Origin of the sequence: uncultured Pseudomonas sp., assembly GCF_913777995.1 — a bacterium.
Classification (GTDB): domain Bacteria; phylum Pseudomonadota; class Gammaproteobacteria; order Pseudomonadales; family Pseudomonadaceae; genus Aquipseudomonas.
In genome coordinates this window covers 17,200-38,644 of record NZ_CAJYVE010000052.1, presented here as the reverse complement: position 1 = coordinate 38,644, position 21,445 = coordinate 17,200, and the positions used below count along the sequence as shown (strand labels likewise).

At 64.0% G+C, this 21,445-nt stretch carries 18 protein-coding genes and 1 tRNA gene; 8 read left to right on the top strand and 11 right to left on the bottom strand.

Translation table 11 applies throughout. From position 1 onward, the window contains the following. Nucleotides 1-96: 96 nt before the first annotated feature. Together QZ497_RS20880 and QZ497_RS20875 are read right to left on the bottom strand one after the other, a co-directional pair. Nucleotides 97-1,047, bottom strand: a complete 951-nt coding sequence (locus tag QZ497_RS20880; protein WP_295479059.1) for a LysR substrate-binding domain-containing protein — start codon at nt 1,045-1,047, stop codon at nt 97-99. 146 nt (nt 1,048-1,193) lie between these two features. Next, entirely contained in the window at nt 1,194-2,852 is a 1,659-nt protein-coding gene (locus QZ497_RS20875) for an acetolactate synthase large subunit (RefSeq protein ID WP_295479057.1), read from the bottom strand. A gap of 226 nt (nt 2,853-3,078) precedes the next feature. Here QZ497_RS20875 and QZ497_RS21875 point away from each other — a divergent pair, with 226 nt between their 5' ends. After that, nucleotides 3,079-3,891 (top strand): RHS repeat-associated core domain-containing protein, encoded by an 813-nt coding sequence (locus tag QZ497_RS21875; RefSeq protein ID WP_365356771.1) that lies wholly within the window; start codon nt 3,079-3,081, stop codon nt 3,889-3,891. A gap of 14 nt (nt 3,892-3,905) precedes the next feature. Here QZ497_RS21875 and QZ497_RS20865 read toward each other — a convergent pair whose 3' ends face one another. The 4 genes from QZ497_RS20865 to QZ497_RS20850 form a co-directional block, all read right to left on the bottom strand. Next, nucleotides 3,906-4,862, bottom strand: a complete 957-nt coding sequence (locus tag QZ497_RS20865) for a 2-hydroxyacid dehydrogenase (protein ID WP_295479053.1) — start codon at nt 4,860-4,862, stop codon at nt 3,906-3,908. 96 nt (nt 4,863-4,958) lie between these two features. Continuing rightward, nucleotides 4,959-5,723, bottom strand: a complete 765-nt coding sequence (locus QZ497_RS20860) for an SDR family oxidoreductase (protein ID WP_295479050.1) — start codon at nt 5,721-5,723, stop codon at nt 4,959-4,961. Nucleotides 5,724-5,752: 29 nt separating this feature from the next. After that, complete coding sequence (locus tag QZ497_RS20855) at nt 5,753-6,439, bottom strand: fumarylacetoacetate hydrolase family protein (RefSeq protein WP_295479047.1); 687 nt, start codon at nt 6,437-6,439, stop codon at nt 5,753-5,755. A gap of 94 nt (nt 6,440-6,533) precedes the next feature. Further along, on the bottom strand, nt 6,534-7,886 hold the full coding sequence (locus QZ497_RS20850) for an MFS transporter (RefSeq protein ID WP_295479044.1): 1,353 nt from the start codon (nt 7,884-7,886) through the stop codon (nt 6,534-6,536). A 564-nt stretch (nt 7,887-8,450) separates the two neighbouring features. On the opposite strand from QZ497_RS20850, the gene QZ497_RS20845 reads away from it, so the two are divergent. Beyond that, nucleotides 8,451-9,380, top strand: coding sequence for an AraC family transcriptional regulator (locus tag QZ497_RS20845; RefSeq protein ID WP_295479041.1), 930 nt, complete (start codon nt 8,451-8,453; stop codon nt 9,378-9,380). A 44-nt stretch (nt 9,381-9,424) separates the two neighbouring features. On the opposite strand, the gene QZ497_RS20840 is transcribed toward QZ497_RS20845, so the two are convergent. Then, on the bottom strand, nt 9,425-10,345 hold the full coding sequence (locus QZ497_RS20840; protein ID WP_295479038.1) for a LysR family transcriptional regulator: 921 nt from the start codon (nt 10,343-10,345) through the stop codon (nt 9,425-9,427). Between the two features lie 115 nt (nt 10,346-10,460). Here QZ497_RS20840 and QZ497_RS20835 point away from each other — a divergent pair, with 115 nt between their 5' ends. Together QZ497_RS20835 and QZ497_RS20830 are read left to right on the top strand one after the other, a co-directional pair. Continuing rightward, nucleotides 10,461-11,399: a 2-hydroxyacid dehydrogenase gene (locus tag QZ497_RS20835; protein WP_295479035.1), complete on the top strand. Its 939-nt coding sequence runs from the start codon at nt 10,461-10,463 to the stop codon at nt 11,397-11,399. Between the two features lie 54 nt (nt 11,400-11,453). Then, nucleotides 11,454-12,806: an MFS transporter gene (locus tag QZ497_RS20830; RefSeq protein WP_295479032.1), complete on the top strand. Its 1,353-nt coding sequence runs from the start codon at nt 11,454-11,456 to the stop codon at nt 12,804-12,806. A gap of 187 nt (nt 12,807-12,993) precedes the next feature. Here the strand turns inward: QZ497_RS20830 and QZ497_RS20825 are convergent, their stop codons facing one another. Both QZ497_RS20825 and QZ497_RS20820 read right to left on the bottom strand, forming a co-directional pair. After that, a complete protein-coding gene (locus tag QZ497_RS20825) occupies nt 12,994-13,281 on the bottom strand; it encodes a cupin domain-containing protein (RefSeq protein WP_295479029.1) in 288 nt (95 codons plus the stop codon). Between the two features lie 82 nt (nt 13,282-13,363). Continuing rightward, a complete protein-coding gene (locus QZ497_RS20820; protein ID WP_295479026.1) occupies nt 13,364-15,421 on the bottom strand; it encodes a methyl-accepting chemotaxis protein in 2,058 nt (685 codons plus the stop codon). Between the two features lie 434 nt (nt 15,422-15,855). Between QZ497_RS20820 and QZ497_RS20815 the strand changes: the two genes are divergently transcribed. The 3 genes from QZ497_RS20815 to QZ497_RS20805 all read left to right on the top strand — a co-directional run bounded on the left by QZ497_RS20815 (nt 15,856) and on the right by QZ497_RS20805 (nt 17,736). After that, a tRNA-Met gene (locus tag QZ497_RS20815) sits at nt 15,856-15,932 on the top strand. A 109-nt stretch (nt 15,933-16,041) separates the two neighbouring features. After that, the gene (locus QZ497_RS20810) at nt 16,042-16,782 is read left to right on the top strand and encodes a hypothetical protein (RefSeq protein WP_295479023.1); all 741 of its coding nucleotides are present in this window, start codon (nt 16,042-16,044) and stop codon (nt 16,780-16,782) included. Between the two features lie 153 nt (nt 16,783-16,935). Next, nucleotides 16,936-17,736 carry a TlpA disulfide reductase family protein gene (locus tag QZ497_RS20805; protein ID WP_295479020.1) on the top strand — a complete coding sequence of 267 codons (801 nt, stop codon included), beginning with the start codon at nt 16,936-16,938 and terminating at the stop codon, nt 17,734-17,736. Between the two features lie 14 nt (nt 17,737-17,750). On the opposite strand, the gene QZ497_RS20800 is transcribed toward QZ497_RS20805, so the two are convergent. Continuing rightward, nucleotides 17,751-18,113, bottom strand: a complete 363-nt coding sequence (locus QZ497_RS20800) for a response regulator (protein ID WP_295479017.1) — start codon at nt 18,111-18,113, stop codon at nt 17,751-17,753. 42 nt (nt 18,114-18,155) lie between these two features. Next, complete coding sequence (locus tag QZ497_RS20795; protein WP_295479149.1) at nt 18,156-19,586, bottom strand: ATPase domain-containing protein; 1,431 nt, start codon at nt 19,584-19,586, stop codon at nt 18,156-18,158. Nucleotides 19,587-19,895: 309 nt separating this feature from the next. Between QZ497_RS20795 and QZ497_RS20790 the strand changes: the two genes are divergently transcribed. Then, on the top strand, nt 19,896-21,317 hold the full coding sequence (locus QZ497_RS20790) for a diguanylate cyclase (RefSeq protein WP_295479014.1): 1,422 nt from the start codon (nt 19,896-19,898) through the stop codon (nt 21,315-21,317). The last annotated feature ends 128 nt before the right edge of the window (nt 21,318-21,445 follow it).

Sequence of the window (21,445 nt, the reverse complement as noted above, 5' to 3'; positions counted from 1 at the left end):
GAATACTAAGAGCGTGCGGTTATCGCCACAAAGACTTAAAGGCTCTATGAATATTCGAATTGGAAATAAATAGAGGTTACGCGGCTGTCCGCCCGATCAACTGGCGTAGATGGCCTGCATCAACACGTCATGACGGTTGGCCGGGTGCAGGGTCATGCCGGGCAGCAGCGCCTGCGAGGAGGTCTTCAACGCCTCGACCAACGCCCGTGCCACTTCAGACAACGGGCTGGCATACGCTGAAACCAGGCCGAAGTAGAACGGCACGCTACAAGCGATGGGCCGCACCACCACCCCCTGCAAAGGCACACCGAACGCGGTGAACGGGTCGACCAGGGCCACGCCCAGTCCGACGCGCGCCATCTGCATGGCGATCAGCGAGGTGTTGGTGTCGAGAATATGCGCCGGCTCCAGGCCGGCTGCTGCGAAGGCCTTGTCGATACGGCGGCGGAAGCGGAATGGGTTGGAAATGCTCACCAGGGTCTGGCTGGCGAGCTTCTCCAGGCTCAATACAGGCTCAGCGGCCAGCTCGCTGTCGGCGGGCAGTACCGCCACGCAAGCGGCTTCGCCAATCCAGTGCAGCTCCAGGCCACGATGCTCCAGGGGCAGGCTGATCACCCCCAGGTCGAAGGTCTTCGACAGCACCGCCTGCACCGCCGCTTCGGCCGACAGGCTGTGGATCTGCAACTGCTGGGCCTGCAGAGGTTCAGGCAACAGCGCCAGCGCCGAAGGCAGCAGGCCGGCCGCCAGCGCCGGGGTGGCGACCAGGCGCAGGCTGAGATTCTCTTCACGCGCCAGGCTCGACGCCCGCTGCTGAACGTGGCGCACGCCCTGCAGGGCACTTTCCACTTCGGCGGTCATCATGAACGCCTTCTGCGTCGGCGTGACCTTGGGGCCGCTGCGCTCGAACAGGGCAAAGCCCAGTTCCTGCTCCAGCTCCTGGATCTGGCGGGTAATGGTCGGCTGGGAACGCCCGAGCATCTGCCCGGCACCGGTGACACTGCCGGCGGACATGACTGCGGCGAAGGCTTCGAGTTGGCGCAGATCCACAGCGGCTCCTGGTCGATGAAGGATCGAGAGAGGGGGAGCCTACAGGGTTATGCGGAATCTGGCACGGCCCGCTGAGACGGGCGGGGTGAAGGCCAACCGGGTGAGCACGAGATCGCTCGCGCCCACCCGGTCGGTGAGGTGCATCATCAAACGGCCAGGCTACGCTCGCGCAGCTCGATGTTGAGGATGCGGTCGTTCTCGCTGTAGTCGACCGGGCAGTCGATCACATGAACGCCTGGGGTGCTGATGCACTTCTCCAGCAGCGGCAGGAAGCCTTCGGCGCTTTCCACGCGATGGCCCTGGGCACCGTAGGCTTCGGCGTACTTGACGAAGTCAGGGTTGCCGTAGTCCAGGCCGAAATCGGTGAAGCCCATGTTGGCCTGCTTCCAGCGGATCATGCCGTAGCCGTCGTCACGCAGGATTACCACGGTCAGGTTCATGTTCAGACGCACGGCTGTTTCCAGCTCCTGGCTGTTCATCATGAAGCCACCGTCACCGCACACCGAGACCACCGGGCGCTTGGGGTTGACCAGGTGCGCCGCCATGGCCGACGGCAGGCCAGCGCCCATGGTCGCCAGGGCGTTGTCCAGCAGGACGGTATTGGGCTTGTGCGCCTTGTAGTTGCGCGCGAACCAGATCTTGTAGATGCCGTTGTCCAGCGCCACGATGCCCTCGCTGGGCAGGGCACGACGGATGTCGGCCACCAGACGCTGTGGATAGACCGGGAAGCGGTCGTCGTCGGCGCCTTCGGCGATCTGCGCTTCGTTGGCTTCACGGATGGCCATCAGGCGGGTGAAGTCCCACTGTGCGCTACCGTCGAATGCCGCGGCATCCAGCGCTTCGCCGATCTGCCAGATAGCGTTGGCGATGTCGCCGATCACTTCGATCTGCGGGAAATACACGGCGTCCACTTCAGCGGAACGGAAGCTGACGTGGATCACTTCGGTCCCGCCACGCACCATGAAGAACGGCGGTTTCTCGATCACATCGTGGCCGATGTTGATGATCAGGTCGGCCGCCTCGACCGCACGGTGTACGAAGTCACCGGACGACAGCGCGGCGTTGCCCAGGAAGCGCGGGTGACGCTCGTCGACCACGCCTTTACCCATCTGGGTGGTAACGAACGGGATGCCGGTCTTGTCGATCAGTTGCTTGAGGACCTTGGCGGTCATCTTGCGGTTGGCACCGGCACCGATCACCAGGATCGGGCTGCGCGCAGCCTTGAGCTTGGCCACGGCGGCTTCGATGGATTTGTGCTCGGCCAGCGGACGGCGATGCACGCTGCGCGGAATCGGCAGCACGTCGGTCTGTTCGGCGGCGATGTCTTCAGGCAGCTCCAGGTGCACGGCACCGGGCTTTTCCTCTTCGGCGAGACGGAAGGCCTCACGCACGCGGGACGGGATGTTGTCCGCGGAAGCCAACTGATGGGTGTATTTGGTCAGCGGCTGCATCATGCCGACCACATCCAGAATCTGGAAGCGGCCCTGCTTGGATTTCTTGATCGGCTTTTGGCCAGTGATCATCAACATGGGCATACCGCCCAGGTAGGCATAGGCGCCTGCGGTCACCAGGTTGGTGGCACCGGGGCCCAGGGTCGACAGGCTGACGCCGGTCTTGCCGGTCAGACGGCCATAGGTGGCGGCCATGAAGCCAGCGGACTGCTCGTGGCGGGTCAGCACCAGCTTGATCTGCGATTTGCGCAGAGACTCGAGAAGGTCGAGGTTTTCTTCACCTGGAATACCGAAAACGTACTCGACGCCTTCATTTTCCAGACATTGCACTACCACGTCGGCGGCCTTGGCCATGATGCTCCTCATCATAGGTTGGGTGGGCTACGGGAACGTAGACGTGTTCCCGGCGGCAAAAGTAACAGCGTGTGTGGGCAACTGATAAGCGCTTTCTTGCAGTGCGCGAAAATGCCGCGCCCTGCTGGAGCCGGCGGCCGGCAGGCAGGCTGGCAGTTCTGCCAGCTGACCAAAGGCTCGAACGGCCCCAGGCTAGGCCATATGACCACCGACACCGGGCGCCTGTATGACCTCGTCCCTCGTTAACGATCAGGCTCGCCATCAACGGCTGCGCGACCTGGAAACCGACCAACGGCAGGAGCACGCCTACCTGCCCCACGGTTTTCGTCCATCAACGGGCATCGGCTCGCCGCTGCCGGCCTTCAACGGCGAATACCGCGACCCCCTCACCGGCCATTACCTGCTGGGCAACGGTTACCGGGCGTTCAACCCGTTACTGATGCGTTTCAACAGTCCAGACAGCCTGAGTCCGTTTGCTCACGGCGGAGTGAACAGCTACGCCTACTGCCGTGGCGATCCGGTCAATGCGACTGACATCACGGGGCACTTCCCCGTGTCCCGACGACTGGGCAACCTGCTGCGTCTGCGTAGACAGGTGGCGCGAGAAACTCGTCTTGTTCGCCTGACAACGCATGGGTTCGACGATCTATTCAGCAGCAGGACGTTCCGAGAGCCTGCGGCGCCAGGCAGAAGCAACACACCCCCACCCTCACTCCGCAGCCACTCCACAACCGCGCAAAGCTCGACGGCTGACCTGCCAGACCTTTCCCATGAAAACTATTTGGGCACGACTCCCGTGTCCATGGCGACGGCATGGAAAAGAACGGCGCAGTGGATCGAAGCCTTGCCTGTCGAGCCGGGCACGGCCTCGCCTCCCGTGAGCACGCCTAGCCCTTCTAGCCATCGACACTCCAGTGATGCATCGGTCTCTTCACTCATCTCTGCCAGGCAACTGGCGCGCAGCGCACCCACGTCCTCAGGCAGCGGCATGTTTAAGCTCTTGCCAGACGAACAGGCCGGGGTCATCAGGCGCCAGTGAGTACCAGGGCAGGCTCAGCCTGTCACACACCCCACCGGTTTCTTGCCGGCGAAGGTATCCAGCAGACTGGCGATGACCATTTCGCCCATGCGCGTACGGGTCTGTACCGTGGCGCTGGCACGATGCGGTTGCAGCACCACGCGCTCGTCGTCGAACAGCGTTTCAGGTACATGGGGTTCATCGACGAACACGTCCAGCGCCGCGCCGGCAATGCGCCCGGCCTTGAGCGCGGCGACCAGGTCGTCCTCGTTGACCAGCTTGCCGCGCGCCACGTTGACCAGGTAGCCCTCCGGCCCCAGGGCGTCTAACACCTGGGCATCGATGATGGCCTTGCCACCGTCGGCAGCGGCGGCCAGGATCAGCGCGTCGCTGCTTCGGGCCAGCTCGATGAGGTCGGCAACGTAGGTATGTTCCACGGCGTCGATGGCCTGCAGGTCGGTGTAGCGGATCGGGCAGCCGAAGGCCGCCGCGCGGGTGGCCACGGCCCGGCCGACGCGGCCCATGCCGACGATGCCGATGCGCATGCCGCTGACCTGCCGTGCCAGCGGCAAGGGCGCCAGCGGCGTGGGGCTTTGCGGCCACTGCCCGGAACGCACGTAGCGGTCGCTGGTGCACAGGCCCCGGCATACCGAGATCAGCAGGCCCATGGCCAGGTCGGCGACATCGTCGGTGAGCGCGCCAATGGTCGCCGTCACGTGGATGCCCAGGTCGCGGCAGTAAGCCAAGTCGACGGCGTCGGTGCCCACGCCATTGACCGCCACCACTTCCACGCGCGGCAGCTTGGCCAGGACTTCCCGGGTGATGCCGGTGTGGCCGCCGGTGATCACGCCGCGGATGTTGGCGCCGTGTTCGGCCAGGTAGGCGGCCTTGTCGGCCTGCTGGTAATAGGGGCGAATGACGAACAGTTCTTCGAGCCGCTCGCGAATCTGCGGGATGAGGATGGGGCTGAGTTGCAGGACTTCGGGTTTCATGGGTGTACCTCGAATAGGAAAACGCTGACCGGTGGGACCGGCTTCAGCCGGGAAGCACTTCGCCGCTGATGCCGCTGCCACGCGAGCGGAGTGGTGTCAGCCGCGGCCGACGAAGGGCATCTTGGTGGCCATCACGGTCATGTTCAGGACGTTGGCCGACAGCGGCAGCGCGGCGATGTAACGCACCGCATCGGCGACGTGTTGCACGTCCACCATCGGCTCGACGGCGATCTGCCCGTTGGCCTGGCGCACCCCGCGCGTCATCCGCTCGGACAGCTCGGTCAGGGCATTGCCGATGTCGATCTGGCTGCAGGCAATGTCGTACTCGCGGCCATCCAGGGCCAGGGCCTTGGTCAGCCCCAGCACCGCGTGCTTGCTGGCGGTATAGGGGGCGGTGAAAGGCCGTGGCGTATGGGCAGAGATCGAACCGTTGTTGATGATCCGCCCGCCCTGGGGCTGCTGGCGACGCATCAGGCCGAAGGCTTCGCGGCAGCACAGGAACACGCCATTGACGTTGGTGGCGATGACGTTGTCCCAGGTCTCGACCAGCAGTTCGTCCATGGGCACCGCCGGCGCGTTGACCCCGGCGTTGTTGAAGATCAGGTCCAGGCGCCCGAAGCGCTCCTCGACGGTGGCGAACAGCGCGCGCACGCTGCTCGGGTCGCGCACGTCGGTGGCCACCGGCACGGCCTGGCGGCCTTGGCTGGCGGCCTGTTCGGCAAGCGCCAGCAAGGGTTCGATGCGTCGCCCGGCCAGGACGACCGTGAAGCCGTCCTCCAGCAGGCCGAGGGCCACGGCCTTGCCGATACCGCTGCCGGCCCCGGTCACCAAGGCGATTTTCGAAGAGGGATTATTGGACATTGTGGCTCTCCTGTGGATGTTCGTTTGGCTCAGGCGGCGCGCGGGCCGACCTGTACGTCGATCTGTCCGACGCCCTCGACGGCGGCGCGAATGCGGTCCCCCGGCTGCAGGGCGGCGACGCCTTCCGGCGTGCCGGTCATGATCAGGTCGCCAGGTAGCAGGCTGAGGCTGCGCGACAGGTGGCTGATGATTTCCGCCACCGACCACAGCTGATGCTGCAGTGCCGAGCGCTGACGCTCCTGGCCGTTGACCTGCAGCCACACCGCGCCCTCTTGGGCATGGCCCTGGCGGCTGACCGGCTGGATGGCACTGATGGGCGCCGAGCCGTCGAAGGCCTTGGCGCCTTCCCAGGGCATACCGGCCTGCTTGGCGGCGCGCTGCTGGTCGCGGCGGGTCAGGTCCAGCCCGGCGGCATACCCCCACACATGCTCCAGCGCACGGTTTTCCGGAATGTCCGCCCCACCGCTGCCGATGGCCACCACCAGTTCGATCTCGTGACAGAACTCTTCGGTTTGCGGTGGGTAGGCGATCTCACCTTGGGCGTCGATCACCGACGAGGCCGGCTTCATGAAGAACAGCGGCACGCTGCGGCCCTGGCCGTCGCTCCACGGGTAGTTGCGACCGACACAGAACACCCGGCTGACCGGAAAGCGCTGTGCCGTGCCGGCCACCGCCAGGCTGGGCTGGGTCGCGGGGGTGAAGACGAAATCGCTCATGTCAGGCTGCTCGTTGTTGTTCGATGGATTCAGCGTAAAGCGGCCACGCCCGGCAAAGTTGGACGAAAGCCGCTTCGTGTTGGAGGAAACCGGTTTATTGCGCCGGGGTTTTCAGCTCGATGCGGTACAGCCGACCGAGCAGCAGCGAGTACGACAGGGTGCCCATCAACGCCACGCCACCGATGAACCAGAACGCGTAGGCGAACGTGCCGGTGGCATGCACGATGGCGCCCACCACGATGGGGCAGACGATGCCGCCAATGTTCGCCGCCAGGCTGGTGACGCCGCCGGTGAGACCGATCAGCTCCTTGGGCGCAACCTCCGAAACCGCCGCCCACGAAGACGAAGCGATGCCCTGGGCAAAGAAGGCGATGGTGAGGATGGCGATGCACACCAGGTTGGAGTCGGTGAAATTGACCAGCACGATGGACATGCCGAGCATCGAGCCCACCACCAGCGGCAGCTTGCGCGCGAACGACATGCTGAAGCCACGACGGATCAGCAGGTCGGAGACGATGCCGGCCAGCAGGATGCCCACCGTGGCGCCAATGAACGGCATGACCGCGAAGATGCCGGCCTTGATGGTGGTCAGTTGGCGCTCTTCGATCAGGTAGGTGGGGAACCAGGTCAGGAAGAAGTACAGCGCCGAGGTGCTGGCGAACTTGCCGATGCAGATCGCCCAGATCTGCCGGTAGCGGAACAGCTCGGCAATCTGCCGCCAGTTGAAGCGGGTACGCTCCTGGCTGCTTTTCACCAGGCCGCCGCCATTCTCGATGTACTGCAGTTCCTCCTTGCTGACCTTCTTGCAGTTGAGCGGATCACGGTACAGGAACAGCCAGATCACCCCGAACACGATGCCCACCAGGCCAGTGCTGTAGAACACGTGACGCCAGTCATAGGTGGTCGCCAGCCACAGCAGTGCGCCCGTGAACAGCGCGGTCCCGAGGTATTGACCACACACGTAGACACTGCTGGCCATGCCACGCTCACGGGCCGGGAACCATACCGTCACGGCCCGACTGTTGGCCGGAAACGCCGGCGCTTCCATGGCCCCGACCGCCAGGCGCAGGCCGAACAGCGAAGCGAAACCGTTGGCCAGGCCCTGGCAGACGGTGACGGCCGACCAGCTGATCAGCGACACGCCGTAGGTCAACCGCGAACCGAAGCGGTCGGCGACGAAGCCGGCAGGCACCAGCGCCAGCGCATAGGTCCAGGCGAAAGCGGAGAAGATCAGGCCCATCTGGATCTTGTCCAGGCCCAGGTCCTTGGCCATGAAGGGCGCGGCGATGGAGATGTTCACCCGGTCGACGTAGTTGATGATGGTGGCGATCAACAGCAGGCTGAGCATGAACCAGCGTCGCCGGGTGGGCAGGCGTGCGGGGGCGACGGCCTCGTTGGGCAGCGCGTGGCTGGCGACCGACGCCGCCTGGGAATTGGGACTCGACATGGTGTGACCTCATTGTTGTTAGGGGGTATCGAGGTTTTTGCGCAAAGCAGGGCCGCGCCTCCGGCAAGCGGTGGGTGACGACAACGGCTGGATGGGTGAAATCAGGCCCGGAAAGGCGGGCCTATGGCGACGGCTGACGGCGGCGGGACCGTCCAGCGAGGGATGATGTGCATTGTGCGGGCACCCTTTGATTATTGTTGATAGATGTCGGCGGCAACGCCTATCAAGGTGGTCGTACGACTGAAAAAATGCAACGCGCCAGTTAGAACGTTTTCTTACCGATGGACGGTGCCTCAGCCACCTGTCCAAAAAAACCTCACCCAGGCATGCTCCCAGCAGGACGTTGAACATCCCTCGAAAGCCTTGTTCTAGAGCACTTTCAAGGCCACGTCCGAACGACAGCGCTTTTGCACCCCCGCTCGGGATTGTCCAAGCGCCCTACAATCCATCCGCCATCAAGTCATCGTACAAGGCATTGCACCCCGCACAGCCCGTTGTACAGAATCGACCCGCGTCACCGGCTCGCCCATTCGCAGCCGGGCAAGAACAACAAGGGAGATGAGCATGCATTCAGTCAGCCGGATACCTACCTACGGCATGCAGCAGCGCAGCGAACGAGCGGATTTCTACATCCGCGACGAACACGGACGGGTGGCGGAAACCGCCCTGCATCGTCATGAGTATTTCCAGATTCAGGTCAATCTGGGCGGCGACACGGTGCAGCAGATCGGCCACGTGCAACGCCCTTTCCCGCGCAATGCCCTGGCGTTCATCCTGCCGCACCGCATGCATGTCATCCCGCACCCGGCGGACAGCCATTTCATGGTCATCAACTTCTCGCAGACGTTCCTGCTGCCGCACCTGGAGTGCGACCCGATGGACCTGGAAGAGGTGTCCATTCTGCTGGCACCGGAGCTGTCGCCGTTCCGTTTTCAGGAGCACATGGATTTCATCCTCGAACAGGCCGACTTCGAACCGGTCTGCGCGCTGGTGCAACAGATGCGCGACCTGGATGCCCAGCGTCAGTTCGGCAGCCGGGAAATCATCAAGGGCCTGCTGCTGCAGATGATCGGCAAGGTGTGCATGCTGTTCGCCGACCGCCTCAAGCAGCTGGCCGAAGACAACGCCGCCCAGGCCAGCCGCCGCGATGCGCTCACGCGGATAAGCGAATACGTGCGCAAGCATCTGGCCGACCCGGACCTGAGTCTGACCAAGGCAGCGGCCGCCACCTACCTGTCACCGACCTACCTGACGCACTGGCTGCGCAAGGAGATCGGCAAGACCTTCAGCGAACTGGTGCTGGAGCGGCGCATGCATGCAGCGCGCAGTTACCTGCTGGGCGGCACCCGGCCGGTCGGCGAGGTGGCGCGACTGTGCGGCTTCGCTGACGAAGCCTATTTCTCGCGGCGCTTCCGGCAGATCCACGGCCTACCACCGGGGCAGTTCCGCCGCCAGCAACTGGAGCTGGAACCGCCGGCGGACAAGGCCGTGTAGGCACCACCCACTGGTCATGACCGGCATCGGGATGAAGGCCGTTTTCAGCCCGTCCTGGACCGGTCGTCGCTCGGCGCTACCCCCAGGGTGAAATGCTGGCGCGCCATGTTGATGAAGCGCGGCAACGCCGGGTTGTCGTTGTCGTCGCGGTAAACCATGTACATGTCTGCCGAAGGCTGGGCATCGGCCAGCGACCTGAAGTCCAGGTGGCCCATGTACAGCTCGCGGGCCGATGCCGGAACGATGCCGATGCCCAGCCCGGCCCGCACCAGGCCCAGGATCGAGTGAGTCTGCTTGAGGTAATAGAGATAACGCGGCGACACGCCAGCGGCAGCGAACAGTCCGACGATGCAGTCGTAGAAATACCGGCCCTCCTTGGGCGAATACATCACGAACGGCTGATGGGCCAGGTCGGCGACGCTCAGTGGCCCACGCCTGCCCAGCGGATGCCCTGCCGGCATCACCACCATCAGCGGCTCGCGGCTGGCCAGCTGGTAGCTCCAGCCGGGCCGTGGCTCCATGTGGCGCACGAAGCCGATGTCGATCATGTTCGCCGCCAGCGCTTCGGTCTGGTCGCTGGAGACCATCTCGTGCAGTTCGAAACCGATGTCCGGCAGAGCCTGGCCGGCGCGGCTGAGCAGTTCCGGGACCATGTTGTAGCCGCTCACCGCCGTGAACCCCAGCACCAGTTGCCCCGCTTCGCCGCTGGCCAGGCGCCGCGCGCTGTCGCCGGCCTGCTCGGTGTAGGCCAGCAGGTGCTGGGCATCGCGCAGGAAGTGCCGCCCGGCCACGGTCAGGCGCACCTGGCGGTTGCTGCGGTCGAGCAATTGCACGCCCAGGGAACGCTCCAGCAACTGGATCTGACGACTCAGCGGCGGCTGGGTCATGTGCAGCCGTTGCGCTGCACGACCGAAGTGCAGTTCTTCGGCGACCATCACGAAACAACGCAGTTGGTGCAACTCCACGATTCAATTCTTGTATCGATACATTCAAGATGAATGTTAGACGTGAATCGATGCTTTTCCTAGGCTGTCAGCACTCCCGGAGTCCCTCACAACGACAATTCGAAGGAAGGCGACGATGACCCACGACATCCTGCTGACTCAACCCGTTCCGGCGCCGATCGACGCCCAGCTGTTGCAGACCTATCACGTTCACCGCTTGTATCAGGCCGACGACCAGGACGCCCTGCTCGATGCCGTCGGCCCGCGTATCCATGGCGTGGTCACCGGTGGCGCCAAGGGCCTGTCCAATGCGCTGATGGACCGCCTGCCCAACCTGCGGATCATCGCCATCAGCGGTATCGGCACCGACGCCGTGGACCTCGACCGTGCGGCCAGCCGTGGCATTCGCGTCACCACCACCCCAGGCGTGCTGACCGACGATGTCGCGGACATGGCCATGGGGCTGCTGATCATGTCGTTGCGCGACCTGGCCGTCGGTGATCGCATCGTGCGCAACGGTCAGTGGGGTGAGGTCAACCAGCCGCTGGCACGCCGCGTGACCGGCACACGCATTGGTATCGTCGGTCTCGGCCAGGTCGGCCACGCCATCGCCCGCCGTGCCCAGGCCTTTGGCATGGACATCCAGTACAACGATCTGCGCGAGCAGCCACAGAGCGGTTATCGCTTCTTCGCCGACCTGCCGGACCTGGCGCGTCACAGCGATGTGCTGGTACTGGCCGCCTCGGCCGACCTGGGCCGCGCGATCGTCACCGCCGAGGTCCTTGAGGCCCTTGGGCCACGCGGCTACTTCATCAACGTGGCACGCGGCAAGCTGGTCGACGAAACCACGCTGATCGAAGCCTTGCAGAACGGTCGCATCGCCGGCGCCGGCCTGGACGTGTTCGTCGACGAACCCAGGGTTCCCGAAGCGCTGCGTCGGCTCGACAACGTGGTGCTGCAACCGCACCGCGCCAGTGCCACCGAGCAGACGCGCCTGGCCATGGGCGAGATCGTGCTCTCGCACCTGCAAGCCTGCTTCGCCGAACCACGCCCCCAGGTGGCCCTACCAGCCTGACTGCGTTTCTCCCCTCCAATAACAACAAGGTCTGCATGACCTGCGGAGAACACCATGAATACCAAGACTGCGCCCATGGACGCGGTGGTCAGCGAGGCTCGCGTCGGTCGCCAGCGTTTCGTGATCCTCGCGCTGATTTTCATCGTCACCGTACTCAACTATGCCGACCGGGCCACCATGTCCATCGCCGGCACCGAAGTGGTCAAGGCGCTGGGCCTGGACCCGATCATGCTCGGCATGATCTTCTCGGCCTTCGCCTGGGCCTACGCCCTGGGGCAGATTCCCGGCGGCTGGCTGCTGGACCGCTTCGGCGCACGCCGGGTGTATGGCTGCAGCCTGTTCCTCTGGTCGCTGTTCACCCTGCTGCAGGGCACCGTGGGCTGGATCGGCCTGGTCGGGACGAGCGCCGCGCTGACGCTGTTCGGCATGCGCTTCATGCTCGGCCTGGTCGAGTCGCCAGCCTTCCCGGCCAACAACCGCATCGTCTCCAGCTGGTTCCCCACCCGTGAGCGCGGCACGGCCTCGGCCCTGTTCAACTCGGCGCAGTACATGGCGGTAGTGGTGTTCGCGCCCTTGATGGCCTGGCTGACCCACAGCCTGGGCTGGGAGCACGTGTTCCTGTGGATGGGCGCCCTGGGCATGGTCGCCACACTGTTCTGGTTCGCGATGTACCACGACCCGGCCAGCCACCCCCGCGTGCAGCAGGCCGAGCTGGATTACATGCGTGAAGGCGGCGCACTGGTGAACCTGGAGAGCACCCGCAAGAGCGAGAAACCCAAGCTGAAGTGGAGCGAGGTCAAGCAGCTGTTCACCAGCCGTACCTTGTGGGGCATCTACCTGGGGCAGTACTGCATCACCGCCCTCACCTACTTCTTCATTACCTGGTTTCCGATCTACCTGATCAAGGGTCGCGGCATGACCATCATGGAAGCCGGCTGGGTGGCGGCACTGCCGGCGATCTGCGGATTCTCCGGCGGGGTACTGGGCGGTGTGGTGTCGGACTGGCTGATTCGTAAGGGCGTGCATCCGTCCCGGGCCCGCAAGACGCCGTTCGTGATCGGCATGGCACTGTCGGCCAGCCTGGTATCGGCCAATTACGTCGACGCCAACTGGCTGGTCATCGCCCTGATGGCCCTGGCGTTCTTCGGCAAGGGCCTGGCGGCGGTCGGCTGGGCGGTGCTCTCCGACACCGCGCCGAAGAACATGGTCGGCCTCAGCGGCGGGGTGTTCAACGGCATCGGCAATACCGCCGGAATCATCACTCCCGTGGTGATCGGCTACTTCGTCGCGACCACCGGTTCGTTCAACGCGGCCCTGTGGTTCGTCGCCGCCCACGGCCTGATCGCCATCCTCGCCTACACCGTCATCGCCGGGCGCTTCGAGCGGGTCGACGTGGCTCAGCCATGAACACCCGGAGGGATCAACTTTAGCCGCAATACTGTTCAGTTAGGCCGGGTAGCGGCTTCAGCCGCGAAGCGACCGCCTGTTCACAACAGATGCAGTGAACTTCCCGGCGCTTTCGCGGCTAAAGCCGCTCCCACCGGGCCACCTGCCGCCCTCCCTAATGGAGATGGATCGCCAGCCACACCGTCGGCTATTGCGGGTCGGTGAAGGTGACCCGGTGCTCCACGTTGGCCGGGATCAGCAGATGATCGCCCGGCTTCAGATCAAACTCCCGCCCCTCCATCAGCAGCCGTGCCGCGCCGCTGAGCACCACCACCCACTCTTCATGAGGTTGGCACCAGGGCTGCTCCGGCGGGGTGGTCTGGCCCTGCGAAACGATGCGCTCGATACGGCAGCCAGGCCGTTTCAGCAGCTCGCTGAAGACTTCGTCGTCGCGGGCGTCCGGCAGGGGGTCGAAGAGATTGGCAGGCAAGGACATGGACTTTGGCTCCGGCACGCAGGGCATGCCGCCGCATGGCGTGAAACCCGTGGGTCAGCAAGCTGGCCCACGGGCCTGGCAGTCAGCTCAGGTGGAAACGCGCGGTGTTGTCGTTCAGCGCCCGGCTGCCCTTGCTCAGGGTATCAGCCGCCTGGTTCACCGCACGGGCACCGTCGAGCAGGCGACCCGCCGCCTGGTCGACCTGCTGGATGCTGCCGCTGACCTGGTCGGCCGTCGAGGCCTGCTCTTCAACAGCGGCGAGAATCTGCGCCAGGGTGTCGGTGACGCCCTGCACCGCCGCGGCGATCTCGCCCAGACGCGAGCCAAGGCCGGTGACCGACTGGGCATCGTCGACCGCCTGGCCACAGGCCGCCTCCATGAGTTCGACCGCTTGGGTCACGGTGCTGCGCAGGCTCTCCACGGTACTGGCGATCTGCGCCGTGGAAACCTGGGTGCGCTGCGACAGGCTGCGCACTTCGTCGGCAACCACGGCAAAGCCGCGCCCCTGCTCCCCAGCCCGTGCTGCCTCGATGGCGGCGTTGAGCGCCAGCAGGTTGGTCTGTTCGGCGATACCGCGAATCGCATCGACCACCGACTGGATCTGCTGGCCCTGCTCGCTGACCCGGCTAAGCGCCGCAGCGGTTTCGGACAGGCGCCGGTTGAGCTGCTGGATGCTGTCGGTGGTGCGCTGGCTGTCGCGGCTGCTCTGCTCGGCGATCTGCCGCGTCTGGCGTGCGCTGTCGGAGGCCTGCTCGCAACTCTTGGCCACGCCCTGGGAGGTGGCGGCCAACTGCGTGGCGGCGGCGGCGATCTGACTGATCTGCTGTTGCTGGTCTTCGACTTCGCCCAGGGTGTCGTTGGACTGACTGTTGAGGGTCTGCACCGCCGAGCCCAGTTGCTGGGTTTCGCGATTGACGCCCAGCAGGCTGGTACGCAGTTGCACCACCGCGACATTGAGCGCCTGGCTGATGATCGCCAGCTCGTCACGCCCCTGCACCGACACCTCGACGCACAGGTCACCATCGCGCAGGGACTCGGCCAGGGTGGTGATGCCCCGGGCGCTGCGGCTGATCGACGACTGCAGGCAAAGCAACAGGTACAGCGCCATCAGCATCAGCACGGTGAAGGTCACGCCCACAGGGATGAATTCCTGGTTGGACTTGGCGTGGTAGTAGTCCAGCCGCGCGTACAGCGACTGCAGCGACTGGTTGCGCAACCCGAACATGGCGTCGAGCATGTGATCGACACTGCGTTCGAACTCGACTGGCTTGAGTTTGATACTGCCGCCGAACACACCGTCGTCGAGCACCTTCAGCTCATCGCTGAGCACCTGCTGTACCGCGAGGTAGCGATCCGCCCAGGGCTGCATGTCCGATGGCAGGTGGCTTTGCAGCGAATTGGCGATTTTGACCATCTGCTCTCTGGCGTCATCGATACGGCCACGCAGGTCGCGCATCTGCAGACGGCTCTGCAGGCTGAACTGCCCGGAAACCACCGAGGTCTGGCCGATACTGCCCAGGCGGCCAATGCGTTCGATCAGCTCGGGGGTCTGCTGGGTAGATAGCTGCATGAGCAAATAGGTTTCCAGCCAGGGGTCGAGGATCAACCCGGAGTCCATGGCGATCTGGTCACGCAGTGCCTGCAGGTTGGCAATGGCCTGGCTGAAACGGTCGTAGCCGTCCGGCCACCAGCCCAGGCTGCGCAGCGAGGCGGTGTCCAGGCCCTTGCTCGAGTCCTGCAGGGTCTTGAAACGCGCCATGGCGTCATCAGTGGCTTTTTCTGCGCTCAGGATGCCCTGCAAGCGCTCCAGCCCCTGGTTGAGCAACGGAGCGGCTGCGTCCAGTTCGCTGATGGCCTGCTTCGCCTCCGCAGTGGGTTCGCGCAGGATATCCACGGCCTTCCAGCGCGCGGCGCGGTCGCGTTGTTCGGTCAGCAGGCGGTTCACTTCCTCCACGACCAGCAGCTGCCGCACCCCCGACTGCTCACCGGCGATCACCGCCAACTTGGCCAGGTAGTCGCTGCCGATCATCCACAATGCGCCTGCCAGCGGCAGCAGGAACAACAGAAACAGCAACTGAAACTTGCGCGCAAAACCAAAGCGACTCAAAAGACGCATACCTGGAGACAACAGGCTATTCATTGCTCTACTCCTGCGCAGGGGCTTCGCCAGGCTCTACATGCCTGGACGCTCACCTTTATTGCCACTATCAAAAAGCCATTAGGATGCCAGACTCATGTTGCTTCCCTGAGTCAGCATCCGCATCAAAGTGTCATTACGTGCAGGACGTGCCCGCCAACGACACGCTTCGCCCTGGAAGCGTCATGTCATTGCGCTAGCAAAATCCGGACCGGATGAATCGGCAGGACGGTTTCAAGCCTTTGCTTGAGAGCGCCCGGGCGACAATGCACCAAATCGATGCAAAAAGAGCTGATCAACGTCACTGTAGGAAACAGGAAGTGGGAAGGAGGCGGGTCGAATCGCACCATGGCGTGCTAAGCGGTTGATCGCATGGAAATATTTTTCAGATAAACGCTTGACACCTCCCCGGTATCAGCGAATAATGCGCGCCACTTGGCTACATAGCTCAGTTGGTTAGAGCATAGCATTCATAATGCTGGGGTCCGGGGTTCAAGTCCCTGTGTAGCCACCAAGTTCACGAAACAGCCCGCCTTGCGCGGGCTTTTTCGTTTCTGGGGATCGGTAAACAACCATCGCCCAGATAGAATGTCGGCTCACCTTCGCCCCTCAAGGATCAGCCGATGCGCCGCGCCCTCGCCTTCACTCTGCTTTGCCTGCCCTTCGCTGCCTACGCCGACTGCGCGCAACAGTTCTCCGCCTGGGCGCGGCAACTGCAGCCACAGCTGAAGCTGGCCGATCAGTATTCGGTGTGCAAGCCCTCGCCCAGCGACCCGAGCCGTACCCTGGCGGCCCTGCTGTTCGTCGAGAAGGAGGACGACGACGGTGCCCAATATGGCCTGGCGGTCCTCAGCGCCAAAGGCGCCACGGTCGAGCGGCAGCTTTACGAGCCAGCGGCGATCACCACCGACGCCATTACACTCGAGGAGGTGACCCTGGACACCGCGCGCTACAACCTGGCGCCTTCGCTGCGCGCGTTCGGCGTACGCGCACGCTATTCCGGCCCTTCGCGGGTCAATCAGTATTCCTCCACGCAAATGAATCTTTACCTGGACCAGGGCGGCCAGCTGCGCAAGGTGCTCGACGGCTTCGAGGTCGAGAAATTCGGTGGCGAGTGGGATGGCAATTGTGCCGGGGAGTTCTCGGAAACGCACAGCAGCCTGGCGGTGGGCAAGGCCACGAGCCATGGGCTGGCGGATCTGGAGGTGACGGAAAAGACCGTCGATACCGTGGCGGTGGCCAAGGGCGACGACTGCAACGATACGAAGTCCGCGCCGAAGGTGAAGAAGTACTCACTCAGTTACGACGGCCAGCGCTATCAGATGCCGTCCATTCAAACCGCCGAAAAGACTTCGTCACGCTGAGCCGCCGCGACACCTCGGCAAACTTGGGCTAGCTTCAATAACGTTACAACCTGTCATGAATCATCTGCGGTCGGCACTGGATCGGTGTCGCATCGCCAAACGGGCAAATGGCAAAGTAGGCGCCTTCCAGACAGGTCTGCGGAGCCATTTTCAATGCTGACCCTCAACCTGGGGCCACTGGCCCTGGCCATGCACCACGTTCTGATCATCACCAGTATGCTGCTGGCCACCCTGTGCGGCTGGTGGGCCGGGCGGCGTGCGGGTTGCAACCCGGAAAAACACCTGTTCCACCTGCTGATCGTGGCCGTGCTGGTCGCTCGAGCGGCGTTCGTCGCCAGCTTCCTGGCGCAATACCGCGAACAGCCCTGGGGCATTCTCGACCTGCGTGACGGCGGCTTCATCGCCTGGCCAGGCATCGCCGCCGCCTTGCTGGTCGGTATCTGGAAGCTGTACCGACGCCCCGAACAGCGTCGCCCCCTCGGCCTGGCAATCTGCACTGGCCTGTTGTGCTGGGGAGCGGGCAGCCTGGCGCTGGAACACCTGCAGCGCCAGGCACGCTTGCCGGATTTGCCGCTCACGAACCTGGAGGCTCGGCCGATCAATCTCAAGGACTACCAAGGCAAGCCGGTGGTCATCAACCTGTGGGCGACCTGGTGTCCCCCTTGTCGTCGGGAAATGCCGGTGTTGGCCAAGGCGCAGGCCAGCCGCCCGGACATTACCCTGGTGTTCGTCAATCAGGGCGAAACGCCCGATGAGGTAAGAAGGTTCCTGGAAAGCCAGGGGTTGACGCTGGATAACCTGCTGCTTGACGCCAACAGCGAACTGGGGCACCAGGCCGGCTCCATGGCCTTGCCTACCACGCTGTTCTACGACGCCCAGGGCCATCAGGTAGGCAATCACCTGGGCGAGCTGTCTGCCGCCAGCCTGGAACAGGCGCTCCAGGCACTGGAGTAGCGCGCCCTGGTCGCCTAGGGTTCCTTGAGCAGCTGCAGCACGCTGTTGACCATCGCCTCGATCTCGAAGGGCTTCTCATAGACCCGGGCGAACAGGTCGGGGCGTGAAACGCCGAGATGCGCCTGGGCACCGCTCATCAGCACGATGGGAATGTTGGCAAAGGACGGATTGGCGCGCACCGCCAGGGCGAATTCGATGCCGTTCATGCCCGGCATCATGTAGTCGGTGATGATCAGCCCCGGCCGCTCGCGGTCGAGGATACTCAGCGCCTTCTGGCCATTACCGGCGGTCACCGTCAGGAAGCCTTCGTCCTCGAGTGCGAAGCTGAGGATCTCGGCGATCAGGTACTCATCATCGACGATCAGAATCGTGGTCATATCGCGCCCACTCCGCTCACCGAGTCATGAGCGAGATGACGGTCATGAACGTACACCGCTGTCGTCGTCGAATACATGAGATAAAGCCTTGCGAACGTCTATGCCCTGTTTGTCGATCACCAGTTCGAGAAGCGCAGGGTCATAAGCACTGTCCCTGACTTTAAGGATGGACAGGTGCCGAGTAAGTTCAGCGCCTGTTTCCGCGAATCTGACCAGCAGCAGGTTATCGACTATCCCGGACAGGTCGGATGCAGGCGCGTCGATCACCTCGCCGAGGATGCTGCGCACCTCCCAGGAAGCGACCACGGTGACGTTACGGCTGCGCAATTCGCCCATCAGCGCGGTGTAGATATCCAGGATCCGTGACTTGTCGGCGGCGGTCCTGGCCATGCCCCCCAGGCTGTCGATGAATACCCGCTTGATGGATTTGCGTTCGACCAGGCGCAACAGCTCGATGGCCAGTTTGTCGATCTTTTCCGTGGTGATCGAGCGCCAGGCCAGGGTCAGCGCCCCCGAGGCTTCGAGCGCCTCGAAGTCATGCCCCAGCGCCTTGGCCTTCAGGCGCAGGCGCTGCGGCGACTCGTAGAAGCCGAAATGCAGCCCGGGGTCCTGCACAGTGGACTCGGCCAGGAAGCTGAGGCCGAGGGACGTCTTGCCAGCACCCGAGGGCCCCATGATCAGGGAAACGGAAGAGCCCACCAGGCCACCGCCAATGAATGGGTCGAGACTGGCGATGCCACTGGGTATCAGGCCCAGGGTATCGCTGTCGCGCATGGCCGAATGGGTCACGGTGCTTTCCAGCCGCGGATAGACCACCAGGCCGTCATCGGTGATCTCGCATTCATGGTCACCGGAGAGCGCCGCACTGCCGCGTGTCTTGCGCATCTTGATGCGCCGCACCATGCGCGAGCCGACCTGCTCTTCGCCCAGCTCCAGCACGCCATCGACCATGGTGTGCTCCGGGCTGCCATCGTCGAGCTGCGAGCTGGTGAGGAAGAACACCGTGCAGCCGGCGAAGGCCGCGTGGCCCTGCAGCTCGGAAATGAAACGCTTGGTATTGAGTGGCGAGTCGGCCTTGGATCGCGCATTGAGCAGGCCGTCGAGAATCATCACCGTCGATTTCTGCCGGGCGATCTCGCGCCGCAGCAGCTTGACCACCTCATCCAACCCTTCGTTCTCCATGGTGTCGAAGGCGCTGATGAACTGGATTTCCGCACCGATGCGGCTCTTGTCGAAGAAGCTCAGTGTGGAGAGAAACTGGAACAACCGCTCGTGCGGCTCGGCCAGCAGCGTGGCAAACAGCACACGACCGCCGTCGCGCACATGATTGAAGCCAATCTGGTTGGCCAGGATGGTCTTGCCCGACCCAGGACGCCCCTGGATGATGTAGGAAGAGCCCGAAACGAAGCCTCCCTTCAGCAGCTCATCAAGTCCTTCGATTCCGCTCTGAAGGCGTTTTAGCTGGTTCAAGATCTCTTTCTCCTGGTATTCGGCGACGCAGGCATGCTCATTCAGCCCATACGCAAGTAGCGCATTCTGGCGCTGTTAAAGACGCTTCTCAAGCCTTCGCCGCGTGTATGCCCTCGGCACGGTGAACCCTGAGCGGCCATAGGACCCTGCCCCCGGCGAAACGATCCGCCACGCCGAGGCTTTCGCCCGTCCGGCGACGCACGGTAGCGAAGGCTGGTTCATGATCGCCACCACAGTTACGATAGCCAGGCGCCACTCCCCTCTTTCCAAGCCGTTCCGGCGATTGCCCGCAGGCCGTTCCCAGGTGTTTTCATGTTCAAGAGCGACCCGACAAGCCGCATAGCGGCACGTCGTAGCCAGCAGTTGGTCTGGCGCCTGGTTCCGGCGATCGGCGCCCTGCTGCTGCTACTCGGCCTGGGCGGCTATCTGCTGGTCAAGAACGCCTTGAGCCAGGATGCCGACGTGCAGCAGCGCTCGCGGGTGTTCATCAGCCGCACCCTGGAGCAGGTGCGCAACGAAGTGGGGCGCAACATCATCAACTACAGCAAATGGGGTGAGGCCTACAAGAACCTGCACATGACGGTGAACAAGGTCTGGGCCGATGAGCAGCGCAACGTGGGCGATATTCCTTTCGAGCTATATGGCTACAACGGCGTGCTGGTCATCGGCCCGCAGGACCGCACCCGCTATGCGGTCATCGACGGCAAGCCCTCGGATATCCAGGCGGCGAACTGGCTGCAGGGGGACTTGCCAGCCCTGCTGGCGGCCGCCCGAGCGCCCGGCAAGGAGGACACCAGCATCGTCAGCGCCATGCGGGTAGACGGAACCCCCGCCCTGGTCGCCGCGGCGACCATCACCCCCGGCTGGGACCCTTCGATCACGACGATACCCGGCCCGGCGTCGGTGATGATCTTCGCCACGCTGCTGGACGACGGGGAACTGGCGCACCTGAGCGAAACCTACGGCCTGCCGAGCATGACCCTGGCCACCGGCAAGCTGCCCGGATACGAGTCCATACCCTTGCTGGGTTCTTCGACCCATGTGAACTGGATACCCCCCCACCCCGGCATGGACCTGCTGCGTCAGACCCTGCCGCTGTTCCTGGCCGGAGTCATCGCCCTGATGGGGGTGCTGGCGGTGCTGCTGCGCCACGCCATCCTTTCTACCCGGCAGATCGACGAACAATTCGCCGCGCTGCATGCCAGCCAGGCCGAGGCCCGGCACCTGTCGCTGCACGACTTCCTCACCGGCCTGCCCAACCGCTACCAGTTGACCCAGTACCTGGACGACCTGCTGGAGCAGGCGCCTGCGGTGCCGCTGGCATTGCTGTACCTCGATCTGGACCGCTTCAAACCGGTCAACGACCTGCTGGGGCATGCGGCCGGCGACCTGGTGCTGCAGGAAGTCGCCCGGCGCCTGGCCGAACACGCCCCGCCCGAAGCGATGACCGCACGCCTGGGTGGGGACGAATTCGTCATCGTGATTGCGTCACCCGCCTCGGCAGAAGCGATCAGCGAACTCTGCGCACGATTGCGCGACGCGCTGTGCCAGCCCATCGAGGTGCACGGGCAAAGGGTGCAGATCGGCACCAGCATCGGCGTTGCTCTGGCCCCCCTGCACGCCCAGACCGTCAGCGAGCTGCTGCGCCTGGGCGATATGGCGCTGTACCGGGCCAAGTCCGCCGGACGCAATACCTGGTGCGTGTACAGCGAAAGACTGTGCCAACCCGGCTGAGCCGACACCCCGGGTTTAAATGCATTACTGTTCGCTTCAGCGGCATGTGGTCCGGTGGGAGAGGCTTTAGCCGCGAAAGCGCCAGGAAACTTACTGCATCTGTTGTGAACAGGCGCGGCTGAAGCCGC

Bases quoted from the DNA above. Each gene is read 5' to 3' on its own strand.
- QZ497_RS20875 (WP_295479057.1), bottom strand. From the start codon at position 2,852: ATGGCCAAGGCCGCCGACGTGGTAGTGCAATGTCTGGAAAATGAAGGC.
- QZ497_RS21875 (WP_365356771.1), top strand. From the start codon at position 3,079: ATGACCTCGTCCCTCGTTAACGATCAGGCTCGCCATCAACGGCTGCGC.
- QZ497_RS20865 (WP_295479053.1), bottom strand. From the start codon at position 4,862: ATGAAACCCGAAGTCCTGCAACTCAGCCCCATCCTCATCCCGCAGATT.
- QZ497_RS20860 (WP_295479050.1), bottom strand. From the start codon at position 5,723: ATGTCCAATAATCCCTCTTCGAAAATCGCCTTGGTGACCGGGGCCGGC.
- QZ497_RS20855 (WP_295479047.1), bottom strand. From the start codon at position 6,439: ATGAGCGATTTCGTCTTCACCCCCGCGACCCAGCCCAGCCTGGCGGTG.
- QZ497_RS20850 (WP_295479044.1), bottom strand. From the start codon at position 7,886: ATGTCGAGTCCCAATTCCCAGGCGGCGTCGGTCGCCAGCCACGCGCTG.
- QZ497_RS20845 (WP_295479041.1), top strand. From the start codon at position 8,451: ATGCATTCAGTCAGCCGGATACCTACCTACGGCATGCAGCAGCGCAGC.
- QZ497_RS20835 (WP_295479035.1), top strand. From the start codon at position 10,461: ATGACCCACGACATCCTGCTGACTCAACCCGTTCCGGCGCCGATCGAC.
- QZ497_RS20830 (WP_295479032.1), top strand. From the start codon at position 11,454: ATGAATACCAAGACTGCGCCCATGGACGCGGTGGTCAGCGAGGCTCGC.
- QZ497_RS20825 (WP_295479029.1), bottom strand. From the start codon at position 13,281: ATGTCCTTGCCTGCCAATCTCTTCGACCCCCTGCCGGACGCCCGCGAC.
- QZ497_RS20820 (WP_295479026.1), bottom strand. From the start codon at position 15,421: ATGAATAGCCTGTTGTCTCCAGGTATGCGTCTTTTGAGTCGCTTTGGT.
- QZ497_RS20810 (WP_295479023.1), top strand. From the start codon at position 16,042: ATGCGCCGCGCCCTCGCCTTCACTCTGCTTTGCCTGCCCTTCGCTGCC.
- QZ497_RS20805 (WP_295479020.1), top strand. From the start codon at position 16,936: ATGCTGACCCTCAACCTGGGGCCACTGGCCCTGGCCATGCACCACGTT.
- QZ497_RS20800 (WP_295479017.1), bottom strand. From the start codon at position 18,113: ATGACCACGATTCTGATCGTCGATGATGAGTACCTGATCGCCGAGATC.
- QZ497_RS20790 (WP_295479014.1), top strand. From the start codon at position 19,896: ATGTTCAAGAGCGACCCGACAAGCCGCATAGCGGCACGTCGTAGCCAG.